The following is a 25990-nucleotide window of genomic DNA, read 5'->3' as shown; positions in this document are numbered from 1 at the left end:
TTCGGTTTCCAAAACTTCGGACGTGCCCGCGCGAAAATATTACTGACACACAAGTACAAGAAGTTGGGAGTTCACGTAGGTTAGGGTGAGGAGAAATTCATCTCACCCCAACATTTGACGGAGAACCCTTTTTATTCAATCGTCGGTTTATAGAACGAACGGTTATCGAGCGGGAAAAGGCGTTCTGTAAACTCGCCTGCTTTTGTCTTGCCGAGCGCCCGGTCGAGCATCATCATTTTCGCGTCGATATTGTCGATATAATGCAGCATCTCCGCTTCTTTGATCATCGGTTTTTTCGGGCTCCCCCACTCTTCTTTGCCGTGATGGGAAAGGATCATATGCTGAAGCAATAGAACTTCTTCGCTGTCAATTTCCAACTCATCTGCTGTTTTGGAAATTTCCGTAACCATGATTGAAATATGGCCAAGCAAATTGCCTTCAAGTGTATAAGTCGTTGCAATCGGGCCAGACAACTCAAATACCTTGCCGACATCATGCAAAATGATTCCTGCATATAAAAGATCTTTGTTCAGGGATGGGTAAATTTCGCAAAGTGCTTTCCCCAGTTTCAGCATGGAAACCACATGATCCGCTAAACCGGACGCATAATCATGGTGATTTCTCGTAGCGGCAGGAAATGTCAAAAACGGCTGCTGGTATTTCTTTAAGATATGGCGTGTAATCCGCTGAATCTGCGGGTTTTCCATTTCAAATAAATACTGCATCACTTCTTCGAATAATTCATCCGTGCTTTTCTCGGAAGACGGCATCAAATCCGCTATGGACTGGTTTTCTTCCGGCTTTGCCGGACGGATGCTCTTAATCCGCAATTGGTTTTTGCCGCGGTAGTTGTGGATTTCCCCTCCTACTCGGACAATCGTCTCTGCTGCAAATAGCTTTTCATGTTCATCTTTTGTATCCCATAATTTCGCTTCAATGTCTCCGCTTTTATCTTGCAGCACTAAAGACATAAAGGGATTTCCGGTGGTCGTAACGCCTTTGACCGATTGCTTGATCAGCAAAAACTCATCGATGGTTTCGCCAACCGCTCGCTGTGTGATTCCTTTGCTCATGAATATACACTCCTTTCGATAGTAGCCACGTCTATTACATAAGCATCAGGCCAAACCTGCTGCATCATTTCATGACACGTAAAGTAGACGAACTGGTGGTCTTCTTGCAGCTCTGTTATTAAGTTTATCATTTGCTGGAGCCGCCGGCGATCAAAATGAACAAACGGATCATCCATGATGATCGGGAACGGATGGCTTTTGGCCATCGATACAGCCAGTGACAGCCGCAAGGACAGATACGCCTGTTCTTTTGTTGCTTGGCTCAGCTCTGCTATGTGGAATCGCATGCCGTCTTTTCGCACCGCTTCGAAATACCCTTCTTGCGTCATTTCCATTCCCGTATAGGAACCGGAAGTCAATTTCTCAAAATAAGCTTGTGCTTTTTGAATGGCAGCGGGCAAACTCTTTTCTTTTAATTCATCCATCGTCTGTTTAATCGCTTCTGTAATCGCTTTTCCTGCAGACCATCTTTTCGCCATGTCCGCCAATTCTTCTTTCTTTTCATTGAATAGCTGCAATTGAGTTTCGTAAGCTTCGTCGGTCAACAACTGCTTCGTGAATTGTTGTTTTTCAGCCTGTTCACCCAAAAGAGCTCGCCGCTCTTCTTTCAGCCGCTGCAGATCTGATTCAAGCTTCTGGATATTTGACTCGGCCCAACGCTCTTCATCTGCTTTCGAGAAATTTCCAAGCGCTTGCAGCTGCGATTGAATCGGTGCCATTTCTTTTTCAATTTGCTCTTTCTTCAGCCACTCATCACCCAGTAAATAAAACTCATCCACGTTCTGTGCATTGGCTTCTGCCAGCAAGGCCTGTTGTTCTCCATCAATTTGCCGGTTGAGGGCATGGAGTTGTTCGAGTTCTTCTTGGACAGCTGCCGCCTTTTCCTGTAATTTTTCCACAGCCGCACGCTGCTCCTGCCGTTTGTTCATTTCTGCGCGCAACACGGCATACAATTCATCGGCTGGCACAGGCTGATCAAGCACGGTTTCCACATGAGCGAGCCAATCTGCCTGCTCCTTTTCAAGCACTGCGATTTCCGCCTTCAACCGCTGCTCTTTTAGCGAAACAGCATGGATTTCCCGCAGTTTCTCAAAAAGGCCCAAGACCGTCGACCGGCTTGCATTTTGCGGCAGGCCTAAGTTTCGCAAGAAATGCTCATACGCTAAGCGCGCCTGTTCACTGCGGCTTTCTTTGGAAAGTTTGCCGATAGAGCGCTTCGCTGCTTCTACTTGCTCTATATAGCCATCCAATTTACGGTCATAGCTGTCCAATTTGGCAATCAATGCCGCATATTCCGTTTCTTTGCCTCCATAATGGCTTATTAAAGCTTCCTGTTCGGATCCAAGCGTTTCGGGCTTCCGGTTTTTCAGCATCAGCCAGAGCCCTCCTATGGCTGCTAAAAAGCCGATAACCGCCACAAGGTAATTCGATTGCCCTAAACCGATGATGAGTGTAAGCACTCCGATTCCCATCATCGCATAATTCACTGTCTGGCTGCTGGCGGATTTTTGTGCGTTCTTTGCCGCTTTCGCTTCAGCCACTTTATGGGCAATCGCTTGCCATTCTTCAGCCATTCTTCGATCGCTTTCACTAGGTTCATTCGCGAGGAAAATTTTCAGCTCTTTTTCGGTTTCGGCAAACTTTGCTTTTTCTTCTGCCAATTTCCGGTCCGCGTAGCGATTTTCTTCTTCTTCCCTTTCGGCTTGCTGAACGAGCAGGATCAATTCTTCCTCCCGGCTCAAGGAAACATCTGCTTGAAGCGCTATAGCTTCCTCTATTCCGATTAAGGAAAGAAGGCGTCTCCGGTCATCTTCCAAACGAATGGCCTCTTCCTGCTTTTGGCGAAGTACAGAACGCAATTGATGCCATTCCGATTCTCGCGCTAGCAAGGCATTCAAAGGACCGATGTCTGCGTGTCCGTTCTCTTGGACGGTCGTGCGTTCCGCTTCTTTTTCAAGAAACGCTTTTCGCGCCTTTGCTTCAGACAACCGGTCCATTAACCGGTCCATCCGCCGCTGTCCATCGGAAGGGAATGCGGTTACAGTCAACGAGTCCAATTCGCTTTGAAGCATTCTTTCTTTTTCAATCAACGGTGCAGCCTGCCGCTGCTTTTCGACTTTCTTCATTTCCTCGCTTGCTTCATCTTCTTCTTTATTGATCAAAAGGAGGCGCTGCTCTATTTCACGAAGGCGTTCTAGATAAGGACCGTAAAGTTCGGCACGGCTTCGAAGCTCTTTCAGCTCCGCTTCCATCGCACGGAGTTCTTCAACCAATTGATTGATTTCAGGGTTGCGCCCTGTTTTCTTAAAAATGCCAGCCATTTCTTTTTCCACGCGGTCTTCAAGTTTGGTAATGGCATCGATGCCGGTAGTCCCGGAAGCCAGTAAAGTTCGGCTCAATTCGTCTTCCGTCATTTTTTCCAAGCCTTGCAGTTCGTGGATGGAAAAAGAAAATACCGATTCAAAAGCCGACCGGTCGTAATCCCTCAAAAGCATTTTCAATTCAGCATCCGATCCGCGCGTGCCATCTTCAAAATAGACGGTGACTTCTCCAGCCGCTTTGCCTTTTACTCTTTCAATAACGACTTTGCCGTAGACGGGGTCGGTGATATGCAATTGCCCGCCGTATTTCCCTCCTGCTTTCGGTTCATACCGCTGCAGGTTCTGTGTACGAAGCGGATAGCCGAATAAAGTCTGGACAATAAATTGCTGAATGGTCGTTTTTCCGGCTTCATTGGCTCCGTAAAAGAGGTTCATCCGGCCGTTCAATTCAATGCTTACATCTTGGTGTTTGCCAAATCCGTAAATGATGGCTTTTTCAATTTTCATCAGCTATTCCTCCATCCGGACATTTCGGCGGATTTTCTGAATCGCGGCTGCTTGAATAGCCGCGGTTTCATGATCGTTCAACGAGTCAAGAAAACGGCTGCCTTTTGGATGCCGATACAAATCCTTTAATACATTTTTCCAATCGGCCAATTGCCAGGAATCCATTACGCCTATGATTTTCTCTGCCAACGGCGAGATTTCAAAAGCATCAGCCCCCAATTCAGTCTCTATTGAAGAGATCCAGACAAAAGCCTCCAGTTCTTCCAACGCTTCCTGGAGCGTTTCCATCAATTCTTTTTCTGTGACTTCTTCAAAAAGTTCTTTTGTCCCTGCATCTAAATGAGTCAAATGCAATTGGAGAATAGAAGGGCCATATTCCATCAACTGGTGCTCAACACCGTTTCTGCAGGCATCAATTAGTTCGTTCATATGCATGATGCCTTCACATCCAATCGAAAGGCGGTCAAATTGAACCGCCGAAACCGGTATAAATTGAAGGCTTGTGCCTGATTTGGACAGCGAAACATCGTAAAATCCTTTCGCTCCTGCCTCATTTTTATGGCGTCCCTGAATATTTCCTGGGTAGACAATTGAAGGATTTTGATGCAGTTCTTCCCTCATGTGGATATGGCCAAGCGCCCAATAATCATAATTTTTCTCGAGCAATTGCTGTTTCGTAAAAGGCGCGTAGACCGCGTGGGCTGTTTCTCCGTCCATGCTGCCATGGAGCATGCCGATATGAAATGCTCCCGATTCTTCAGCAGGCGGAAAATCATGGATCATCGCTCGTTTCACATGCCGTTCCCCGTAGCTGAAACCGGAAATGATGACTTCGCCGTTCTGCGTTGCTAATCTCTTCTGCGAAACTTCGGGTCCAAAAACATGGACATTTCCCGGCAATTCAAAACGCACCCATTGGCCGCTCAAATGGTCATGGTTGCCGTATCCAAGCACGACCGGCACTCCTGCATCCGCTAAGCGCTCCATTCCTTGCTGGAATCGATGCTGCGCTCGGATGTTGCGGTCTTCGCCGTCGTAAATATCGCCTGCAATCAAAACAAAATCAGGCATTTCCTTTATTGCGTAATCGATTAAACGGTCAAACGCGGCATACGTACTGTCTTTCACCCATTGCCACTGGTCCTTTTTCAAACCTTTCATGCCACTGAAAGGGCTGCCTAAATGCAAATCAGCCGTATGAATAAATCGGATATTGCCCATAATTCTACTCCTTCGGAAACCGAATATTTGTTCTTATTTTACCATGACAAACAACGAAAAAAAACTGTTTACCGGAAACTTCCGGTAAACAGCTTGAACGCTTATTTTTGATTGCCTAAGCGAATTGCTTTCTTTATGTCTTTCAATGATTGGGAAGAACCGTACATCAATACACCGCCGCGGTAAACGCGTGCGCCGAACCACCCAAGCAAGCCGATGGTCACTAACATGATCCCGATCGATAAGAGCGGTTCCCATAACGGAATGTCCAACATCCCGACCCGCAAGAACATGACGAGCGGAGCAAAAAACGGAATGTAGGAAGCGACGGTTACAAAAGTGGCTTCCGGAACGGAAATTCCTGAAAACGCGATTAACGAAGCGACAACAATCAGCATCATCATCGGCAGCATTAATTGCTGGACATCTTCCGTTCGGCTGACAAGCGAACCGAGTAAAGCAGCAAGGACCGCATAAAGGAAATAGCCTAATAAAAAGAACAAGACGGCAAAAAGGAATGTGCTGATTTTAACATCGGAAAAGCCGAAAACGCTAAACGCACCTTCCGTCAATGCTGTGCCGGCTGTTTTCATGGCCAGATAGCCCGAAAGCCCGAAAATCAACATCTGTAAAATACCCAGCGTTCCGATGCCTGCAATCTTTGCAAACATATGCTTGACGGGCGAAACACTGGAAATTAAAATTTCCATGACGCGGGAAGATTTCTCGTTTGCCACTTCCATCGCAATCATGTTCGGATAGTAAATAACCGCGATATAAATGAGCAAGATCAAAATGTAGACGAGCCCGCGCGCTTGGCTTAACTCTTCCTGGGATTTGGAGGATTCCGAAATCGCTTCCCGTTCAAACGCAACCGGTGTGAAAAGTTGTCCGACTTCGCTTTCACTCAAGCCCAGGCTTTCCGCTGTCACAACGGTTTGGAGTGATTGGACTGCCTGCTCAACGTCATTGCCGCTTCCTAGTTCATTCGCGGATTCCGACACATAGCGAGCAGTGAGCGTTCCTTCCTGTTCGAGCACAAGATAAGCATCGATTGTCCCTTCTCCAATGCCTTCTTTCAGTTCTGCTTCTGTCATATCTGTCGGCATCGCCTGGACATCACTGTTTTGCTGATCCAATTGAGCTTGCAGAATCGGTGCCAATTCCCCGCTTTCATCAATCACGTGGAGAACGTTCCCTTCTTCATCCGAACCTTGAAAAACCTCAATGATATTCGACAAATTCGCCAAGAGGAAAAAGGCAGCCACGACGATTATCGTGGTGATGATAAACGATTTGGTTTTGGCTTTCGTTAAAAATGATTGCTTAAAAATAATCCAGAAACTATGCATACGCTTTCCCTACTTTCGAAATAAAGATTTCTTCCAAGGAAGGTTCTTCGATCGCAAAGTGACGGAGTTTGCCAAGCTTCATCGAACTTTCCAACAAGCGCTCAGCCGTAGCTTCATCGTTAATTTGGAATAAGGCACCGTCATGGGTTTTCGTAAACTGGACGACTCCCACTGTATTTTTTAAGGAGGAAAGATCTTCATCCATTTTAATTCGGACATTCTGTTTCCCAAATGACCGTTTGACTTCCCGGATCGAACCGTCGACCACCACTTTCCCTTGGTCCATGATTGTCATATTGTCGCAGAGTTCTTCCACATGGTCCATGCGATGGCTGGAAAATACGATCGTAGCGCCTTGCTTTTGAAAATCCAGAATGGCTTTTTTCAGCATTTCCACATTCACCGGATCCAAACCCGAGAAAGGCTCATCTAATATGAGCAGCGACGGATTATGGAGCAGCGATGCAATCAACTGGATCTTCTGTTGATTTCCTTTTGATAATTCTTCCACTTTCTTCGCTGCGTAATGAGGCACTTGAAACCGTTCGAGCCAGACCATCGCTTCTTGTTTCGCTTTTGAAGCAGGCATTTGACGCAACTGTGCCAAATACATCAATTGATCCAAGACTTTCATTTTCGGATAAAGTCCCCGTTCTTCGGGCAAATAGCCGATTTCCGGACTTGCTGCATACGTAATAGGCTTTCCCTTCCACGTAATCACACCGGCATTGGGATTCAACAAACCAAGAATCATACGGAAAGAAGTCGTTTTTCCAGCTCCATTTGCTCCCAAAAATCCATGCATCTGCCCTTGTTCAACCGTCAAAGACAAATCGTCTACTGCTGTAAAATCACCGAATTTTTTCGTAGCATGTTGTATTGATAACGTCATCCTCATTCCTCCTCTTTCTTTAATACGCCGCAAGTTTCGAAATGTTTCAAAAGCGGAGGACTTTTTCTGCAAAACCCGATATACTTAAAATGAATAACCATTCAGAAGGAGTTGTCTAGCATGAGAACCTATAAACTGACGGCCTATGAACAAACAGGCAAACTAATCACAGAAGAAACTTTCACTGCAGAAAATGACGAGCAGGCAAAAGATAAAGGGCGCGCATTACTAGAAGAAAAAGAATTGACCAACCAAACGCACCGCTTGGCTTCGCCAGCTGGCAAATTGCTGCTTTTCCATTCATAGAAAATAGTGAATGCCATCCGTGAAACTGCGGATGGTATTTTTTGTCGACTTCTTTTTGGAATTGACTGAACGCGCGCATTCTTCTGTGAACGCGCGTATTTCCTCACGAACGCGCGCATTCCTCTCTAAACGCGCATAAAACTCCCATAAAGAAAAAAAGCATGGCGCAAGGCCATGCTTTTTGATCATTGCCCTTTAAATTCGGGTTTTCTTTTCTCGACAAAAGCTTGGATCCCTTCCAGGTGGTCTGCACTTTTGCGCATCGCTGACTGGGCTCTCGCTTCCATCTCCAATACATTTTCCAGCTCGCGAACTTTCAATTGATGAAGAATTTCTTTGGACGCGAGTTTCGCCTGGACAGGAGAACTCAGCACTTCTAAAGCATATGCTTCTGCATGTTCCATCGCCCGGCCTTCTGCTGTCACTTCTTCGATCAGTCCTTTTGCAAGCGCATCATGCGCTTTTAACGTCTGTCCGGCCCAAATCAATTGTTTCGCTTTTGGAACGCCGACGCGTTCTTTCATGAAGAAATGTCCGCCGCCATCCGGAACAAGGCCGATGCCGATAAAGTTCATTGCAAGTTTACTGTTTTCTTCTGCAATCACATGATCGCAGGCAAGTGCCATGCTGAAGCCAAGGCCAGCCGAAGCTCCATGGATTGCAGCAATGGTAATTTGCGGCAAGGTATAAAGTGACTTGGCAAGCTTCGTCACTTCTTTCATGACAAGATCGATATCCATCGGATTTTCAGGATCCATCATTTCTTTAATGTCCCCACCTGCAGAAAACGCTCTTCCTTCGCCGTGGATAATCAACACTTGCAAGCTCTTTTCATCCAATAACGACTCGAAACAGTCGGCCAACTCTTTCATCATCGTGCCATTCATCGCGTTCATCGATTTCGGCCGGTTTAATTTTAAATAGCCTGTGCGTCCTTGCTTCGTTAATTCGATCGTTTCATACATAAAAAAAGACACCCTTCCATAAAATGAATTGTCATTCATCTTTACGTATTCGGTGTCTATAAGAGAAAACCCTTTAATTTTTTTAATTACATTGATTCGTATAAGGATTGAACTGGTTTGATCAAGACGCGGTTCACTTCATCGATGATTTGGCTTAATCCCATTTCCGCTTCAAGCATTGCCAGGATTTTCGGATTGCCTTGAGCAGCTTGAGCTGTCGCTTGTGCGCTCATCATTTCTTCTTCCGTGATTTCTTCGCCTTGCGCTTGCTTTTGCTGAAGCGTCATTTGAAGATCGCGGAAGCCCTTGAACAAATCATTTGCTTCTGCATCCGCTGTTACGGCTTCAACTGCAGCTTGTAATTTCGTGAATTCTTCCGTGTTGCGGAATGTACTTTCCAATTTGTTGATGTCGTCATAAATGTTTACTGCCATTATGATTCTCCTCTACATTGTATTCAGTGCTAAGCTTAAGAACCCTTGGACAATCCCGATGACTCCTCCAAGCAAAAATCCTAGCGCTGTAATCATTTTCAATTCCCTTTGCGAAATCCCAAGAACGAGTTCTTCGAGGCGGCTTAACGGCAGAGAATCGACTTGCTCTTTTACCATGCCTTCCATGTTGATCTTCTGCAAGGCTTCTTCCAATTTCTCTTCCCCTTGCTGGAATCCGAAATCCACAACAAGCGGGATGATGTTTGCACTTGTCCATTCTAACCCGTTCGGCCAAGTCTCTGCAAGTGTCGCATCCAGGCGGCCTTTAATGTCGGCAGTTTCTCTTACATATTCTTTCACTGCCCCGATTGCCGGTTCAAAGTCAAATTCCTTCAAAAAGTCATCCGCTTTGCGGTTTTGCAACTTTTCCCATTCCCCGTAAGCCAAGGTAATGACCAGTTCAAAAGTCCGCGGCGAATTCAGGAATTTGATGATTTCCGGCTGGATGCGGTCGACAATGCTTTTTGACTCGCCAAGCAAGGAATGCAGCATATTGCCGAATCTTCCGCGTGAAGATAAAAACTCATCGATGAACGTCTTGATCGTCTGGCGCCCTTCCAATGAAGCAAAATAATCCGATCCTTGATCGATGGCATATTTGACGCCTTGGATCATCTTTTGCTCTGTTTCGTCACGCCAATTCTCGGGCATCAATTCTTTAATGGTTTTGCCTTCCACATAATTGCGGATCGACACCGTCTGGCGGTCTACCAATTCATCGAGCTTCGCTTCAATTTTCAGGTCCAAGCCGCCTTGGCCTGCGCCTTCCAACCATTCATTCAAAGTTTTTGGCGAATGAAAAACGTGCATTTCCAATTGCTTCCGAATCCATCTTTCGGCTTTACTCCGCATTTCATCATTAAAGAAACGCTTTTTAAATGTTTCCGGCGTCAATAAGTGCTGGACAATGGTGCGTCCCAACTGAGTCGATAATTCATCCCGCCGCTTCGGAATCAGCCCCGGCGTAAACGGCAGCCGCCATTTCCCGATATAGACCGCTTTATACGGACGGAAAAGCATCTTAATGGCGATGAAGTTGGTAATCCCCCCGATCAATGCACCTAAGACCGCCATAATCGTAATCGTCAATAAAATACTCAAGACCTTCACTCATTTCTTTTTGTCTTTGTGAATCGCTTTCAATCCCCTATAATGATAAGAAGAACCTAAAGGAGGATTTCCATGCTTCAGCACTTTAAATTTAAACCCATGTTTGAAAACCGCCAGTTGCCTGGCTGGATTGTTTCTTTCTTCTATAAGAACGAACGCATTACAGGAGAATACCATCCGGATGGATCGATTGTCTGGGTCTCCAAGGAACCTCAAGACGAAGAACAAGTTAAAACGATGATCCACGAATTGATGCTCTTTCATGTATACGATTAATGCGCTGGAAAGTTCCGGCGCTTTTTCATTATATGTAACAGAATGAAAATTTAACAGTAATTACTATTGATTTAGTTTCTAACTGATATTCCGCAAAACAGCTTCGCTAAAAAGATATGCTCCTGCATCGCTACGCTAGCTTCGTCGCAAAGACTCGGCCTTGCAAGCTGCGGCCCTTGTCTTTCCTGCGGGCTTGCGCCGAACTAACTTTGGCTAAATACCAAAGTGGATTTCGGCACTTCACTGTCCCGCGGGAGTCTCCGCTATTTTTCTCCATATCTTAAATAAACACTTTATAATTGGATGGTTTTCATTCAATAAGGTTAGTACTGTTAACTGTATATTCCTACATACATTCTAAAAGAAAGAGCGGAAGGCGGCGACTCCTGCGGGAGCAGTGACGGAGCAAAGCGACGGAGCGACACGAGCTGAAGACCTCTGACTGAGCGCAGCGAAGGAAGGTCTGAAGCCGTGCCCGCGGAAAGCGTCCGCCTGGAGCGATTTCTTCCCCCTTCTTAAACTCCCCAACAATAAAAAAGGGAATGCCCCTTACCCAACAATTTGGGTAGGAGACATCCCTGATTGAATTTGATACATCTGGTAATATTGGCCGCCGAGTTTCATCAGTTCATCATGTGAACCCGATTCCGCAATCCGGCCATGGTCGAGCACCAAAATGCGGTCCGCATTTTTAATGGTCGATAGACGGTGTGCAATTATAAAGGTCGTTCGCCCTTTTTTCAGCACTTCCATCGCATGCTGGATGATTTCTTCCGTTTCTGTATCGATATTCGAAGTGGCTTCATCCAAAATGAGGATAGCCGGATCGAATGCGAGTGCACGTGCAAATGATACCAATTGACGCTGCCCGGAAGACAAGGTGCTTCCTTTTTCGACAACCGGTTCGTCGATGCCTTTCGGCAAATGCTTCAACACCCGCTCGCCGCCGACCGCAGCCAGGGCATCTTCCACCCGTTTCCGCGAAATCCGCGAATCGCCGAGTGTAATATTGGATTCAATCGTTCCAGTGAAGAGATAAGGATCTTGCAAAACAATGCCCATATGTTCCCGGACCGCTTGGCGTGTCATATCATTGATATTCATGCCATCAATTTTAATGGCGCCTTCCGTGACGTCATAGAAGCGGAACAATAAGTTCATAATGGAACTTTTTCCAGATCCCGTATGCCCCACTAATGCCACTGTCTCGCCCTGCTTCGCCTCAAATGAAATATCCTTCAATACATATTCATCTTCCTCATAAGCAAACCAGACCTTTTCAAACCGTACATTTCCCCGATAACGGGCAATTTTCTCATCGCTGACCGGTTCGCCGGTGCGGTCAAGCAAACGGAAAACCCGTTCTGCCGCAACTAAGGCCTGTTCCAATTTCGCAAACTGATTGACGATTCCGCTGATCGGGTTGAACAAGCGGATAATGTAATCGACAAACGCATACAAAACACCCACAGTGACGGCTGAATTGACGCTCATCGAAGCCGTGCCGAAATACCAAATGAATAAAATGAAGATGAGCGAACGCAAAACTCCAACCATGTTATGGGAAGCCGTCGCTTCCAATATCAATAGTTTTTGCTGGAATTTGTAATGCTTATCATTCAATTCCTCGAATTCATTTTTCATCTGTTTTTCGCGTCGGAAAGCCTGAATAATGGTCATTCCTTGAATCGATTCGTTGATGATCGCATTCATGTCGCTCAATTTTTCACGTACGACATGATTGTATTTCGCTGCGAATTTCCGGTATACCAGCATCCAGCCGTATAATAACGGAATCAATACGAGCATCATTGACGCAAGCTGCCAGTCCAAATAGAACAAAGCTGCATAAATCCCCGCCATATACATGAAGCTCGTTGCAAATTGAGACAACACGGTCACGAACAGTTCCCGAATGGCTTCCGTGTCGTTCGTGATTCTGGAAACTACTTTACCTGCAGGCAAACTGTCAAAATAGCGGATCGGCAAAGTCTGAACATGCTCAAAGACATCGTTCCGCATCCTTTTGATGATGCTGTTCGCCCCTTTTTGCAGAAAGATATATTCCAGATACCGGAAAATGGACGCTACTATACCAAGCCCGAGGAAAATGGCCAATAGATAAGCGATCGGTTCAAAATTCACAGTTCCGTTTGCTGGAGCGATGTGGTTATCAATGATTTCTTTCGCAATGAGCGGCGCTGCCAAATCGGCTGCCACTGCCACTGCTAAAAGCATCAAGCCCGCGAGTAAAATCTTTTTAAATTGCATTGCGTATTTAACTAAACGTTTTCCTGTCCCCATTTTTACACCTCCTCGATCTGCTGTCGGAGGTATTGCTCATTGTACCAACCTTTAGCTTTCAGCAAATCTTCATGGGTTCCTTCTTCGATGACTTTTCCATCATCGAGTACGACGATCCAGTCTGCATGATGCACAGCTGATAAACGATGCGTCGTAATAATAGTCGTTTTTCCGGCTCGTTCTGCTTGGATATTTTCGATAATCTTCGCTTCCGTCTTCGCATCGACAGCAGACAGCGAATCATCCAAAATAAGAATTTCCGGATTTTTGATGAGTGCACGGGCAATGGAAATGCGCTGCTTCTGTCCGCCCGATAAAGCCACCCCTTTTTCTCCGACCAAAGTTTCCAAACCATTCGGCAGCATTGCCAAATCTTTTTCAAAATGAGACAAGCGAATGGCATTTTCGATATCTTCCTCTGTCGCATCCGATTTGCCGAAAAGGATATTGGCGCGGATGGTACGGGAGAATAACACATGATCTTGCGGCACATAGCCGATCCAGCCGCGAAGCTGGTCTTTCGATAAATCGTTCAAATCGATGCCGTTCATCGAAATCGAGCCATCGCCGAGCGGATACTCCCGCATCAACTGTTTGACGAAAGTCGTTTTTCCGCTCCCTGTTTTTCCGACGATTCCGAGCGTCTGCCCACTGTTCATCGACAAATTGATGCCTTGCAGATTGATCGAACTTGATTGCGGATACGTGAAGTTGAAATCCCTGAAACCGATATGCTCGGGTTTTTCCGTGAATTTCGGATGCTCCGGATCAACGACATCTTCTTTATAATCCAAGGTTTCATTGACCCGGTCGAGTGATGCATTGCCTCGCTGTAAGGTATTGATCAATTCTCCGATGGCAAACATCGGCCAAACAATCATTCCTAAATAGACGTTGAATGCAACTAAATCACCGAGCGTCATGCTTCCTTCGGCTACTAAAAAGGCACCGTAGCCGAGGCCGATCATGTAGCTGATCGTTGTTAACACTTTTGTAACCGGTGCAAATAGGGCATCGATCCGTTCAACGGCCATGTTCTTTTCGTAGACATCTTCTGTCATATGTGCGAAATCTTTTTCGGATGACCGCTCTTGTACATAAGCGCGTACGACCCGGACACCGCCTACCGATTCCAATACGCTGTCATTCATATCACCAAATGCATCTTGTGCCGCCATATAGCGCACATGGATTTTTTTGCCCAATATTTGCACGATGATCGCTAAAATCGGCAGCGGGATCAACGCAAACAAAGTCAATTCCCATGACACCAAGAAGCCCATGGCCACAATGATGGTTGCCATATAAAGCGTCGAATCGACCAGCGTCAAGATACCAAATCCCGCTGTTTCTGAAATCGCCCGCAAATCGTTGGTAGCTCGCGCCATCAAATCGCCCGTCCGGTTTTTTTCAAAGAACGTCGGTGTCATCTTTAAGAAATGACCCATTAAACTGGAGCGGAGCTGCCGCTCGATGACATAGGCGCCTCCGAACAGCTGGTATTGCCAGACAAAATTGATTAAATAGGCGAGCACCATCGAAATGGCCAAAACGCCGACATATTGCCAAAGCAATTGAACTGTTAATTGCTCCTGGGCAATCGAATCGATGGCGACTCCGATCAGCCAAGGCGGAATGATTTCAAGGATATTCGCAATGAATAATAGTCCAACTGCTATGGTATAGCGCAGCCAATTTTCTTTAAAAAACCATCTTAATTTCCATAAAACACTAAACATTTCTTATTCCTTCTCTCTGCTTCGATTTTAACTAATCGCCTTCTAGCGATTCCTTGATCATGATTTTCCGTTGCTGAAGTCTTTTCATCTTCATTCTCTCCTTCGATTTTCTTATTTATTTAAACAGCATTCGCTGATTAAACCCAAAAAAGCGCGCACCTATTTTTAGGCGCACGCGCATGAAAAAAAGGCAGGTTTGCAGACCTGCCCCTAAATATCCAGTTACCGAATTAATTCAACGGGAAAATTTAGGCAGACCTGACAATGCTATTAACTTTGATGAATGTACAAATGCTATTTTTTTCATTGTCATAACCTCCCTTTTCTCCGATTTAGTACTTTAAGATTACCACCAACAATTTTGAATTGTCAAGATTTTTTGAATTTATTTTTCAAGCTCGCATTTGATGAATGTTTCTAGAATTTGAATGAGGGGTAGTTTATTTAGTAAAGAAGCAGGTTAGGAGGAATTTCACATGTATCAGAATCTGGCAGTGGCATATGATGGATCTGACGGCAGTAAAATTGCGTTGGATAAAGCGCTTGAAATTAAAAAGTCCTTTCCTGAAAGCAAATTGAATGTCATTTACGTTAACGAACAAGTCAAAGAAAACATCGGTTTCATGGAAGCCGGAGGCGCTTCCGCCCCAGTGGTATCCGCAAACGTGGACAGCAATTATGCCCAGTTCATGCCGCCGGAAATCGGCGATGACGGGTACCGCGTTCCAAGTGATTATGCAGATGACTCGATTGAGTTTTCTAAGCATATGCATAACGCTATCCAGCAGAAGATCGATTTGCTGATTATCGGCAATAGCGGAAAATCGGGGCTCCAAAAATTCTTCGTCGGGTCCGTCAGCAAGAAACTATTGAAAGAAGCACCTTGTTCCGTGCTAGTGGTCAAGTAAGAAAGCCTGGTCCACGAGCTTAGAAATAAGCTTTGCTGGCCAGGCTTCCTTATTGCTCCCAAACTTTCAATAAAACCACATAAAAATATTAGTTTACAAATATTACAGATGGGTAAACATTACTAAGAGAAAAAAGGAATTTGTATAAAGGAAGAAGGGCACAGCTATGACTAAACATACGGTCTATTTCCTGTCTCCGCAACAGCATCGCGGGCTAATGGCTGAAATCTGGGCCAATCGCTTGAATCTCCCAGATTGGGATATTCGAAGTGCCGCTTGGGGCCAGCCATTACAGTCAGATACCCCCTATGAAATCATGAAAGAAATTGTACTGGATGTACCTGATGTAGAGCCGCGCTCCTATGATTCAAAAGAAGTGAGCGAAGCGGATTTGATCATTGCCTTGCATGATGGGGATTTCGAAGTCGCTGACATTCCAGCCGATTTGCCAGCACAGAAGTTAGTTCGCTGGAATATCCGCAATCCTGAATTGCGTGCGGCAGACGAATCGGAGCAATGGGCGATTTACCAGGAGGTATGCGATGAAATCGCTATGAATATAAAAGGCTTGGAACCGTATTTCCGGTCTAACTATATGTAAAACCCTCCACTTGATGGCTAAGTGGAGGGTTTTATTGTGATTTTAAAGTTTCTTTAACGGTAAAGAACAGCACGCACGGGGCTGCCTTCCGCCCCTTTGATTTTTAACGGAAGAGCAATCAGTTCGTAGACCCCTGCTTCCACATCATCTAATACAATGCCTTCAAGGATAAAACGGCCATTTCGGCTCATGGACATATGGGTTGGCAATTCCTTGCTCGTTTCGGCATCCACTGAAGGGACATCGACTCCGAGCAGCCTGATCCCTTTTTCAACCATCCATTCAGCTATGCTTGGATCAAACAGCGGCCAAAAATCCGGAAATTGTGTACGGTCTTTCCATGTATCTGATTTTAATAGGAGCGTTGTTACGCCTTCTTCCAGCTCTGGCAGATCTTCCGGCGTGATTTTAGCCAATCCCCGCACATCTGCAACTTGAGCAGCTGAACGGTAAACATCTAGAGGCAATTTATCTATTTTGATGCCGTCGTTATTATAATGGAAAGGCGCATCCACATGGGTACCGATGTGGGTACTTGTTTTGAACTGGCCCACATTCACCGAACCGCTTTCTTCTTTCGTGACCGACAGTTTGTAGTCAAACGCGACATCTCCCGGCCATTCAGGCGTTTGGCTGCTCAATTCCATCGTGATATCAATGATTTCTGTTTTCTTCATTTATGCCACCACATTTCTTTCATTGGAATAGTTTTTGTAAAGTTCCTGTTTCATGATCTTTTCCAAGCGCTCCACCATTTCTTCTACTTCTTTGAAAGAAATGTACAATGCTACAGGTGCTAGGCGGATAATATCCGGCGCGCGAAAATCCGGAACAACTCCCTCTTCTTTTAACGCTTTGCAGATCCGTGCCGCTTCTTTATGGGCAAGCGCAATATGCCCGCCCCGCTCTTCGGCCGCTGTTGGAGTCACATCTTGAAATTCCGGCAGTTTTTCTGCAATCAATTCACGCAGATAGTTCGTCAATTGCAGGGAACGCTCCCGAATTTTATCGATGCCCAGTTCTTCGAAAATTTCTACGCTTCCGAGAAGCGGCGCCATGCTGAAAATATTAGGCGTACCAATCTGATAGGCCCCTGCCCCTTCCGCTTTTGAAAACTGATGGTCCATATCGAATTGTTTCGCTTTGTCTGATCCAAACCAGCCGGCATTTCCCGGAAGCAAGTGGTGGTGCCGTTCGTGGATGTAAAGGCCGCCCGTACCTCCTGGCCCGGAATTCATGTACTTATAATGGCACCAGACAGCAAAATCTGCTCCTATGCCGTGCAAGTTATGTGGAAGTGCACCAATTGAATGGGCCAAATCGAATCCGGCGAGTATCCCTTTTTCATGTGCTGCTTTTGTAATTTCTTCCATCGGCAACAATTGACCGCTCCGGTACAGTACGGATGGCAATAGCACAACGGCAACATCATCCGTCAATTGTTCTTCGATATCTTCCATTTTTAATGTGTAGCCATCCCGGCTCTTCACTTTCCTCATAGCCGTTTCTGGGTCTAAACCGCGGAGGCGCAGATGGCTCTCCACTGCATAAATATCAGATGGAAAATTCAATTCATCGACGACAATTGCAAACCGCTCTTCAGTCGGCTGAAAAACGGTCGACAGCATTTGGTGGATATTAGCCGTGATCGAACCTGTGACCATCACTTCATTCGGCTTGGCGCCGACAAGCGGTGCAATTCTTGCACTCAAGTTTTCCGCTAAAGAGAACCAAGGATGATTTCCTTCAGTCCAGCCCTCAATTCCGTAAACTTTCCAGCTATCCGCTAGTTCGATCAACTTTCGTTCGGATCGTTTCGACATTAATCCGAGTGAATTCCCGTCCATGTATAGCTGATTTTTACTTTGATAAAATTCTTCTTTATAAAGAGCGAACAAATCCATTTGATCTTTCTGCACAGACATCTTGCTTCCTCCTTGTTATAGAACTGCATATGCTCCTGCACCAAGCAATGCCGTTATCAAAACAACAATCCACGGTGCCAGTTTAAAATAGACTAACATTGCAAAGGCAAACACTGCAATGGCGAAGTCTGCCGGCACCCGGATAGCTGAAGTGAAAACCGGATCATACAAGGCAGCAAGCAAGATTCCGACTACTGCCGCATTGACCCCTTTTAAGGCAGCTTGGACAGAAGATTTTGTGCGGATGATGCTCCAGAACGGCAAAGTTCCGACCACCAATAAAAACGAAGGCAAGAACATCGCGATTACGGCAAGTGCTGCCCCCATTCCACCGTCCATCACCTGCCCTAAATAGCCGGCCAATGTAAATAATGGACCCGGTACGGCTTGGGCCGCTCCATAGCCTGAAATGAATAAGTCGGCTGTCATCCAATTCGGGACCACTTCCCGCTCAAGCATAGGGAGTACGACATGCCCGCCTCCAAAGACAATGGAACCAACACGGTAGAAAATATCAAAAATGGCATAATAACTCGATTCAATGATTGGACGGAGCAGCGGCAAGCCGATTAATAAACCGGCAAAAATCGTCCAGGCCGCAATTCCTGTCTTTTTCCCGAAAGTCAGCACGAGCTTCACCGCTTCAGGTGCCTCTTCCTTCCGGTAAATCAAGTAACCGATCACTCCGGCAATCAGTATAACGCCAATTTGCGCCCAAGCTGTCGGCATCAATAAAATAGCTGCAGCAGCTGCCACCGCCAAAGCAATTCTCGGTCTATCCGGCGCTAGAGATTTCCCCATGCCAAGCAAAGCATGCGCAACTACAGCAACCGCGACAATCTTTAATCCCTGTATCCAGCCGCTGTCAAAAGAGCCGTTCGTCACCAACATGGCAAACAGAACGAGAAGAAGGACGGACGGCATCGTAAAGCCGAACCAAGATAAGAATCCTCCGAATAGTCCCCCCCGCAGCATTCCGATTGAAATCCCAACTTGGGAACTTGCAGGCCCAGGAAGGAATTGGCATAAAGCCACTAAATCTGCATATGCCTTGTCATCCAACCATTTTCTTTTCACGACATATTCTTCACGGAAATACCCCAGATGGGCTGTCGGACCGCCAAAAGAAGTGAGCCCCAGTTTTGTAGATGCTTTTAAGATTTCTGCATAAGTCGATTTTTTCATAAGCCTCTCCTTATCTACGTTGTTTATAAAAGCATAACTGATTACTTATATGAAATCATATTACAACTTTGTAAATTTGTTTTCAGAATAATTTGTTTTTTATACCGAACTATTTTATCATTAAATAAACTCAAGCTTTTTAAATCAGGAGGTGAAAACTCTGCTTCTTTTTCTTCTTGGGATATGGAGCAGAGGAGCTATTTGGACATCCCCATACAATTGGCAGCATTTGCTGTCTTAATCGCAGCCTTGGCTTTTTTCTCAGCCAGTGAGTTTGCGATAGTGAAAGTCCGGATCTCCCGAATCGATCAATTGCTTGCAAATGGACAGCCAAAACACAAGTCTGTAAAAAGCATCATAGCCAACGCAGATGATTATTTATTTGCTTGTCAACTTGGAATCGTCATTTCTATTCTTGGAAGTGGCTGGCTAAGCTACTCGATTGCTGACCACTTCTTTCCTGCGATGATGGCAGTTTCTGCCCTAGCCGATAATGACCCTAGTACGATTGCGATTTTCATCTTATTTTCGCTTCTAATTTTCGCACTCGTCATCATCAGTGAACTGATACCGAAAACAATCGCTACACAGAAAGCTGAAAACATTTTGCTGGCAAATGCCTCCCTTCTGATATGGACATACCGCATTCTGTTTATACCAATTGTCATTTTCAAAGCTGCTGCGCGTCTGTTTTCGTCGTTATTCGGTTTTTCTACGGTGAGCCAAAAAGAATGGTCACATACAGAAGAAGACATCAAAACCATCTTAAGCGACAGTTTGAAAAACGGTGAAATCAATGTATCGGAATTTGAATATGTCCATAAGATTTTCGAATTTGATGAACGCATCGCGAGAGAAATCAAAGTTCCGCGGACGGCCATGTGCACCCTGGAAAAAGATTCGACTCTCCTAGAAGTTTTCAAGACCGTCGGCGTTCAGCAATACACACGCTATCCTGTCATTGACGGAGATAGGGACCATGTTTTAGGCGTCGTCAATATGAAAAATTTAATGGCCGCTTTTATCCACGATCCTTCTGCCGGTGAGTTAACGGTGGAACAATTCATCAAACCTGTTATCCAAGTCATCGAAACGATCAAAATAAATGAGCTCTTATTGAAGATCCAGCAAGAACGCATCCATTTAGCGATACTCCAAGATGAATACGGCGGCACTTCCGGCCTAGTGACCATCGAAGACATTCTGGAAGAAATCGTCGGTGAAATTCAGGATGAATTTGACGGGGATGAAATTCCGGAAATCAGGAAGCTCGGCGACGGACATTACCTTGTTGATGCTAAAATTTTGATTGGCCATATCAACGAACTCTTAGGCATCCGTATTGCCGATGACGATATTGATACTATCGGAGGCTGGTTTATGTCGGAGAGTTTTGATACAATAAGAGGACAAAAAATTATTGAACAGGGCTATGAATTTTTAGCTAAAGATGTAGATGGACATCATATCCTCTATTTGGAAGTGCAAAAGTCAGAACCCCTATAATTGGACAATCAAACGAAACGGCTCTCATTCGAGAGTCGTTTCCCTTTGTTTAGAAGACTTGGAGGCAGGAAACTTTATGGAGCTTTATACAAATTTGCGCAAAGGGGAAAAAGGCGCATGGATCAGCATCGGGGCATATGTTTTCCTAAGCGCGATTAAGCTTTTTTTCGGATATGCCGGCTCCTCGGAAGCTTTGACAGCAGACGGTTTAAACAATTTAACGGATATTATTGCTTCATTGGCTGTATTGATCGGGCTTCGCATTTCTCAAAAGCCGCCGGATGAAAACCATCATTATGGCCATTTGCGGGCAGAAACCATCGCCTCGCTGCTCGCTTCCTTTATCATGGCAGTGATCGGGCTTCAAGTGCTTAGCGGTGCCGTCCGCAGCTTTTTCGAACCCGCAGCTGAAACCCCTTCGCTTTATACAGCGGGCATCGCCGCTTTCAGTGCGGTAGTCATGTACTTGGTTTACCGTTATAATCTGAAACTCAGCAAGGAAATCAAAAGCTCGGCTGTACGCGCTGCCGCTTATGATAACCGTTCGGATGCCTTAGTCAGCATAGGCGCGGGAATCGGGATTACCGGGGCGGTTCTCGGGGCACCGATTCTTGATGTGATTACGGCTTTCATCGTTGGTGTCATCATCATTAAAACGGCCCTGGACATTTTCAAAGAATCGGTGTTGACCTTGACCGATGGGTTTGATGAAGATGAAGTGGAAACCATGTCCGTACTTGTCCGCAAAGTTCCGGGCGTTAGTGTGCTGCGCGACTTTAAAGGACGAAATCACGGAAATGTCATGTTTATCGATTTGACCGTAGCTGTCAATCCGGAGCTAAACGTCATCGAAAGCCATTGGATTACTGAGGAAATTGAAAGAAAAATCCAAAAAGTGAAACCGAATTGCGTCATACACGTACATATAGAACCGGACTATCAACATCCAGATTGGACCAGTTAGGGGGATATGTACCATGTATGATTTTGTTGACCAGAGGAGAATTGTCTACATCACGTTTGCGATCATCCTGTTTATTTCATCGCTTATTGCACCAACCGCCGTTTTCTATCCGCTAAAAACGGTTTTTATTACGCCAGCAGCTCTTTATGTCGGCACTTCCTATCTTTCTTTGATCACAGGCGGCATTGGCATCGCTTTAGTTGCGTGCGGATTGATTGCCTTGGCAGTTTTTGAAAATCGCTTAAAGAGATACTTGATAAGCGGCATTCTTTTTGCTCTAGGAATTGTTGGAGTTTCGTTGTCGCTGAGCGATTATTATTATATGACCGAGGACGAATTCTTTTATAACTCTCCGCTGTCTTTCTCCGAAGAAAGCTATATTTGGGAGGACTTTGAGAAAGTAGAAGAGCGGATCGGGAAAAAAGACAATACCAATACCGTTGAATCCATTGCGTTGTACTTTAAGAACGGCGATTCCATCGAGATGTCGTCAGGCAGAATTTTTGAAATGAGCGGTTCACTGATCAACAAAATCGAACAAGCAGGCGGTTCACATGAACGCATTGATGTGACTTCGAAATAGACGTAAAAAAAGGCCCTTTCAAAAGGCCTTTTTTTGTTCGTCAATGTACAGTTGAATGAGGATGATTCTGTTTTTCCGGGAAGACGCTTCGATCCAAGTATTTGTGGAAGAACCATTCACCCCCGCCAATGACAATGGCAGAAATAATCGCTGGGGTAATGATGTTCACATCATTGCTCACTAGCGCTTCACCCATTAGCCAAATTACTAGAAACGCTACGACAATATCTGAAACCGTCGCAATTGCGTTGCGTTTGTTTTGATCTGAGCGATCGCCCGCTTTGCGGAAGATCATCAAATCACCCATCACGTAAGCCACTAAAGTCAGAACCAAGCTGATCCATAAAGTATCGACAAAAGGCACATCAAAGAATAACGTCAAAATAACCAATAAGACCGCAGCAATCATGACAAACTTCATGGCCAATGCTTTTACATGATTCATGCTCTCTCCTCCTTCTTGGTTGTTATTGCTTTTTTTCCCGCTTTTCTTCTCCTTAATCCTGTTTTCTAATTATTTCGTTCTATCTTCTTACACAATTATCACTTTCTCATGTCCGGTCAGCTCTGCCAGCTCATCGACTTTCTGCTGGAGAAATTCCCGGTCTAATGATTTCAATTCCCCTTCGCTGATGCTTTCCAGAATATAAAGCATGATTTTCCAAATTGCATCGTGCCTCATCTCAGGTGCTATCGATGCCGCCACAATCAACGAATTGGCCATGGCAATAAATACCGAGATGTCTTTTTTGCTATGATAGACAATTTGATAAAAAGCTTTGTAAAGAATATCGCTATAAGAAGAAAACCGGTATAGCAGCCGGTTATGGCCGGTTTCATCCGTCAACACCAAACCGTCCGTCATCAAATGGCCCATCTCGCCAAGCACATGGCCGAGCCGTACCAAAATGTCGTTGGCCGTGTTTGGGTCTTGTCTTCCCGGGGAAGTCGCCCGAATCGCCACTTCGACGATTTTTTGCACAGCATACCCTAAATCCTGCTCAGCTGTCCGTTCATCTCCTATCAATAATCTTTCTTTCAAATCGAGTTTATTGGACCCGTTCGAATGGATTTTCATGATTGGCTTCCCTTCAAAAACATAGTCCCCGATTTTCACCAAAACTTCAATCTCGGCTTGTTCCTTTTCAGCAATCTCCACAAGTTCCGCGAGATTGATAAATTGCACATAGCCCGCTTTTTCCGCCTTCACCTTTCCCTGCAAAGTTTGCGGCTTCCAATTTTCCAAGGTTGCGTGTTTTTGATCGTACAACCCTTTGTAATAAGCAATGACTTTTTCAGCATCTTTGATTAGTTTATTGATCAATGTACTAACTTGGATATTGGTAGCGACAAAATGGATATAGTAGGCAAATGTCGCAATGCAAAGAAAGACAATGACGATTCCGATCCATGTCGACAACACTTCATGGTCGAAGACCCCTTCCTGCATATAAAGAAGCGACAGCATATTGTATAAAAAGCCTCCAAGGAAAATGCCGAGTACGTGGCGAGTCGTAGCGCTTCGGATGAAATTTTCAGGGGCACGCGGAGAGAACTGGGAAGAATACATAGTCAGCACGACCAGCACAGTCGAAAACGTAAACGTCGTCATTGTCAGCATTGCCGCTGTTAAAATCCCCAGGATGGTTTGCCCTTCATCCACTTTCGTCAAAAAGATGGAAGGAATGTAATCGGTGATTTTGCCGATTACGAGCAAGTCGAGATAAAATGCAGCCAGTGACAATAGAATCGCACCGATGCTGTATAAGGCGGGCGTAATCCAGATTTTTTCTTTGAATACATAAGAAATGGGCTTCATTTATCATCCCAACTTTCTATAGCGAGTTAGCCCGTAATTTCCCTTTTCAAAAAGAATGCAAACCAAAAAGGCTGGAAGCATGCTCCAACCTTTACTGGATGCGAAGTGGGATCTCTTTTACCCCGCGGACAATCATTCCAGGCCGCCAGTCCAATTCGCTTTCGTCCACAGCTAATGCCAAAACAGGAAATTTTTCGAGCAATTTTGAAAGGGCGATTTCGCCTTCCAGCCTGGCCAGAGGCGCGCCTAAACAAAAATGGATGCCCATTCCAAACGCCAGGTGTGGACTTTTTTCACGGGTAAGATCAAAAGTTTCCGGATCCGTAAACCTTTTTGGGTCGTGGTTTGCTGCATTTAAAGACACCACGACAAGATCCCCGCGATGGAATTGCTTCCCTTGGAATTCCATGTCTTCATTTGCCCATCTCGATGTACTGAACTCGACGGGTCCGTTAAAACGCAGTGATTCCTCAAGCGCTTGAGTGATCAATTCCGGATTTTCTTTTAAAAGCCGCTGCTGTTCCGGATAGGCCAATAGAGACAAGACTGTATTTCCAATCAAATTAACGGTTGTTTCATGCCCCGCGATAATCAGCAGCGATACGACTCCATACAGTTCTTTTTCGGTCAGCCGGTCGCCTTCTTCTTCTGCAATGATGAGTTTGCTGATCAAATCTTCTCCAGGCTGTTCACGCACTTTTGAAAACCACTGCCCTAAATACTGCACAAATTGCGTCATGTGTTCGTAAACGCTGACTCCGGCTTCACCGCTGGTCCCTTCAATCAACGAGTTCGACCACCGGCGAAACTTGTCCCGGTCTTCCGAAGGCACGCCAAGAATTTCGCAGATGACGATGATGGGCAACGGAAAAGCAAATTCATCGATTAAATCGACTTGTTCTTTGTCCGCCATCTGTTCCAATAATTCGTCTGTGATTTCCTCGATCCGTTCACGCATCCCTGAAATCATTTTCGGCGTGAACGCTTTTTGGGCAAGCCCTCGGAGCCGTTTATGGTCCGGCGGATCTGAAAACAGCATGTTTTGTGTAAAAACTGACATTTGGTCCATACTGCTGCCATAAAGCTTGGAGAAATCTTTGATAAAACGGGGGTCTTTCAATACCGCTGTCCCGTCTTCATAACTGGTAACAAGCCAGCCGCGTTGTCCATCCGGAAACCTTACTTGATGGATCGGGTCCATACTGCGGAGCTTGGAATAAACCGGATACGGATTGCGTGTAAACTCGGGCGAAAACAATTCCACATTTTCTGAATGAGATGAAGCCATCGATTCCCCTCCTTTTTGTTATCTATACCCAATGAGTCTAAGAAAAAGCTCATCCTATTTCCTTATTTTTGAAAAACAAAAGACCACTCTATGAGTGGCCTTTCAGCGGATTATTCTGCTTCGTCCCCGTCTTGGTTATCTTCTTCCAAATCATCATCGGTCTGATCTTCACCTTGAGGTCCTTCGCCTTCCGGATCTTCATCTCCAGTAACTGGGTCATCCACTTCTATCGTATCGTCGTCGCCATCTCCATCTCCGTCGCCGCATGCTGCAAGCATGCCAACAGATAGAAATGCAGCTGCTCCGAGTTTCAGCCATTTCGAATGTGCCATCCAACTTCCTCCTCTTTCCGTAATCCTTGCTTATTTTAGTTCATACCCCTTTTTACTTCCGTTTTAACAAAATCAAGAAAAATAGACAATAATAATTTTTCTGAAAAAGGCTTGACCATTTCAGGCTTATCCAGTATCTTTAAATTAACTTGAAGAAAGAGGTGAGGCATTATGGCTATTTCATTGTTTTTTAAACCGCAAATCCAATCCATAATGTCCCGCTCTGTGTATCGCTGACGATACGCTTCTTCCATTATGCCCGGGAACCATGGATTGCGATTTGCGCGCATCCATGGTTTTTTATTTTGCATAATAGGAG

General features: G+C 45.3%; 24 protein-coding genes. 7 read left to right on the top strand and 17 right to left on the bottom strand.

Going from position 1 to position 25990, the window contains the following annotated elements; all coding sequences use genetic code 11:
• Positions 1 to 131: 131 nt before the first annotated feature.
• From yhaM to NFU07_RS17495, 5 genes are all read right to left on the bottom strand, one after another.
• Positions 132 to 1073, bottom strand: a complete 942-nt coding sequence (gene yhaM / locus NFU07_RS17515; RefSeq protein ID WP_251480547.1) for a 3'-5' exoribonuclease YhaM — start codon at positions 1071 to 1073, stop codon at positions 132 to 134.
• Entirely contained in the window at positions 1070 to 3901 is a 2832-nt protein-coding gene (locus NFU07_RS17510; protein WP_251480545.1) for an ATP-binding protein, read from the bottom strand. Before NFU07_RS17510 ends, yhaM begins: the two co-directional genes overlap by 4 nt.
• 3 nt (positions 3902 to 3904) lie before the next feature.
• Positions 3905 to 5122 (bottom strand): metallophosphoesterase family protein, encoded by a 1218-nt coding sequence (locus NFU07_RS17505; protein WP_251480543.1) that lies wholly within the window; start codon positions 5120 to 5122, stop codon positions 3905 to 3907.
• A gap of 101 nt (positions 5123 to 5223) precedes the next feature.
• Positions 5224 to 6474: an ABC transporter permease gene (locus NFU07_RS17500; RefSeq protein ID WP_251480541.1), complete on the bottom strand. Its 1251-nt coding sequence runs from the start codon at positions 6472 to 6474 to the stop codon at positions 5224 to 5226.
• Positions 6467 to 7366: an ABC transporter ATP-binding protein gene (locus NFU07_RS17495; protein WP_251480539.1), complete on the bottom strand. Its 900-nt coding sequence runs from the start codon at positions 7364 to 7366 to the stop codon at positions 6467 to 6469. Before NFU07_RS17495 ends, NFU07_RS17500 begins: the two co-directional genes overlap by 8 nt.
• A gap of 120 nt (positions 7367 to 7486) precedes the next feature.
• Here NFU07_RS17495 and NFU07_RS17490 point away from each other — a divergent pair, with 120 nt between their 5' ends.
• Positions 7487 to 7672 (top strand): YhzD family protein, encoded by a 186-nt coding sequence (locus tag NFU07_RS17490; RefSeq protein ID WP_235198650.1) that lies wholly within the window; start codon positions 7487 to 7489, stop codon positions 7670 to 7672.
• Positions 7673 to 7857: 185 nt separating this feature from the next.
• Here the strand turns inward: NFU07_RS17490 and NFU07_RS17485 are convergent, their stop codons facing one another.
• The 3 genes from NFU07_RS17485 to NFU07_RS17475 all read right to left on the bottom strand — a co-directional run bounded on the left by NFU07_RS17485 (position 7858) and on the right by NFU07_RS17475 (position 10241).
• Positions 7858 to 8637 carry an enoyl-CoA hydratase gene (locus NFU07_RS17485; RefSeq protein ID WP_251480537.1) on the bottom strand — a complete coding sequence of 260 codons (780 nt, stop codon included), beginning with the start codon at positions 8635 to 8637 and terminating at the stop codon, positions 7858 to 7860.
• An 86-nt stretch (positions 8638 to 8723) separates the two neighbouring features.
• Entirely contained in the window at positions 8724 to 9071 is a 348-nt protein-coding gene (locus NFU07_RS17480) for a YlbF family regulator (RefSeq protein WP_052652301.1), read from the bottom strand.
• A gap of 12 nt (positions 9072 to 9083) precedes the next feature.
• Positions 9084 to 10241 carry a DUF445 domain-containing protein gene (locus tag NFU07_RS17475; protein ID WP_309296791.1) on the bottom strand — a complete coding sequence of 386 codons (1158 nt, stop codon included), beginning with the start codon at positions 10239 to 10241 and terminating at the stop codon, positions 9084 to 9086.
• Between the two features lie 72 nt (positions 10242 to 10313).
• Between NFU07_RS17475 and NFU07_RS17470 the strand changes: the two genes are divergently transcribed.
• Positions 10314 to 10517: a YheE family protein gene (locus tag NFU07_RS17470; RefSeq protein ID WP_235198647.1), complete on the top strand. Its 204-nt coding sequence runs from the start codon at positions 10314 to 10316 to the stop codon at positions 10515 to 10517.
• A gap of 549 nt (positions 10518 to 11066) precedes the next feature.
• Here the strand turns inward: NFU07_RS17470 and NFU07_RS17465 are convergent.
• Complete coding sequence (locus NFU07_RS17465) at positions 11067 to 12821, bottom strand: ABC transporter ATP-binding protein (protein WP_251480533.1); 1755 nt, start codon at positions 12819 to 12821, stop codon at positions 11067 to 11069.
• A gap of 2 nt (positions 12822 to 12823) precedes the next feature.
• Positions 12824 to 14560, bottom strand: a complete 1737-nt coding sequence (locus tag NFU07_RS17460) for an ABC transporter ATP-binding protein (RefSeq protein WP_251480531.1) — start codon at positions 14558 to 14560, stop codon at positions 12824 to 12826.
• A gap of 476 nt (positions 14561 to 15036) precedes the next feature.
• On the opposite strand from NFU07_RS17460, the gene NFU07_RS17455 reads away from it, so the two are divergent.
• Together NFU07_RS17455 and NFU07_RS17450 are read left to right on the top strand one after the other, a co-directional pair.
• A complete protein-coding gene (locus NFU07_RS17455; protein WP_251480528.1) occupies positions 15037 to 15468 on the top strand; it encodes a universal stress protein in 432 nt (143 codons plus the stop codon).
• Between the two features lie 166 nt (positions 15469 to 15634).
• Complete coding sequence (locus NFU07_RS17450; RefSeq protein ID WP_251480527.1) at positions 15635 to 16069, top strand: phosphatase; 435 nt, start codon at positions 15635 to 15637, stop codon at positions 16067 to 16069.
• A 53-nt stretch (positions 16070 to 16122) separates the two neighbouring features.
• Here the strand turns inward: NFU07_RS17450 and NFU07_RS17445 are convergent, their stop codons facing one another.
• From NFU07_RS17445 to chrA, 3 genes are read right to left on the bottom strand one after another with little or no spacing between them, the layout of a single operon-like run.
• Positions 16123 to 16746, bottom strand: coding sequence for a cyclase family protein (locus NFU07_RS17445; protein WP_251480525.1), 624 nt, complete (start codon positions 16744 to 16746; stop codon positions 16123 to 16125).
• Positions 16747 to 17994 (bottom strand): kynureninase, encoded by a 1248-nt coding sequence (gene kynU / locus NFU07_RS17440; protein ID WP_251480523.1) that lies wholly within the window; start codon positions 17992 to 17994, stop codon positions 16747 to 16749.
• 15 nt (positions 17995 to 18009) lie between these two features.
• The gene (chrA, locus tag NFU07_RS17435; protein ID WP_251480520.1) at positions 18010 to 19179 is read right to left on the bottom strand and encodes a chromate efflux transporter; all 1170 of its coding nucleotides are present in this window, start codon (positions 19177 to 19179) and stop codon (positions 18010 to 18012) included.
• A 201-nt stretch (positions 19180 to 19380) separates the two neighbouring features.
• Between chrA and NFU07_RS17430 the strand changes: the two genes are divergently transcribed.
• The 3 genes from NFU07_RS17430 (at position 19381) to NFU07_RS17420 (ending at position 22232) form a co-directional block, all read left to right on the top strand.
• The gene (locus tag NFU07_RS17430) at positions 19381 to 20685 is read left to right on the top strand and encodes a hemolysin family protein (RefSeq protein WP_251480518.1); all 1305 of its coding nucleotides are present in this window, start codon (positions 19381 to 19383) and stop codon (positions 20683 to 20685) included.
• A gap of 76 nt (positions 20686 to 20761) precedes the next feature.
• Complete coding sequence (locus tag NFU07_RS17425; RefSeq protein WP_251480515.1) at positions 20762 to 21649, top strand: cation diffusion facilitator family transporter; 888 nt, start codon at positions 20762 to 20764, stop codon at positions 21647 to 21649.
• Positions 21650 to 21662: 13 nt separating this feature from the next.
• Positions 21663 to 22232: a hypothetical protein gene (locus NFU07_RS17420; protein WP_235198637.1), complete on the top strand. Its 570-nt coding sequence runs from the start codon at positions 21663 to 21665 to the stop codon at positions 22230 to 22232.
• A 40-nt stretch (positions 22233 to 22272) separates the two neighbouring features.
• On the opposite strand, the gene NFU07_RS17415 is transcribed toward NFU07_RS17420, so the two are convergent.
• From NFU07_RS17415 to NFU07_RS17400, 4 genes are all read right to left on the bottom strand, one after another.
• Positions 22273 to 22677, bottom strand: a complete 405-nt coding sequence (locus NFU07_RS17415; protein WP_235198636.1) for a YndM family protein — start codon at positions 22675 to 22677, stop codon at positions 22273 to 22275.
• An 87-nt stretch (positions 22678 to 22764) separates the two neighbouring features.
• Complete coding sequence (locus NFU07_RS17410; RefSeq protein ID WP_251480512.1) at positions 22765 to 24051, bottom strand: DUF2254 domain-containing protein; 1287 nt, start codon at positions 24049 to 24051, stop codon at positions 22765 to 22767.
• Positions 24052 to 24142: 91 nt separating this feature from the next.
• The gene (locus NFU07_RS17405; RefSeq protein WP_251480510.1) at positions 24143 to 25339 is read right to left on the bottom strand and encodes a cytochrome P450 family protein; all 1197 of its coding nucleotides are present in this window, start codon (positions 25337 to 25339) and stop codon (positions 24143 to 24145) included.
• A 110-nt stretch (positions 25340 to 25449) separates the two neighbouring features.
• The gene (locus NFU07_RS17400) at positions 25450 to 25671 is read right to left on the bottom strand and encodes a hypothetical protein (protein ID WP_235198633.1); all 222 of its coding nucleotides are present in this window, start codon (positions 25669 to 25671) and stop codon (positions 25450 to 25452) included.
• Between the last annotated feature and the right edge of the window lie 319 nt (positions 25672 to 25990).

Source organism: Planococcus sp. NCCP-2050 (genome assembly GCF_023708025.1).
Classification (GTDB): Bacteria; Bacillota; Bacilli; order Bacillales_A; family Planococcaceae; genus Planococcus.
Note: the sequence above shows the minus strand (reverse complement) of the source record. Positions and strands in the feature narration are given on the sequence as shown.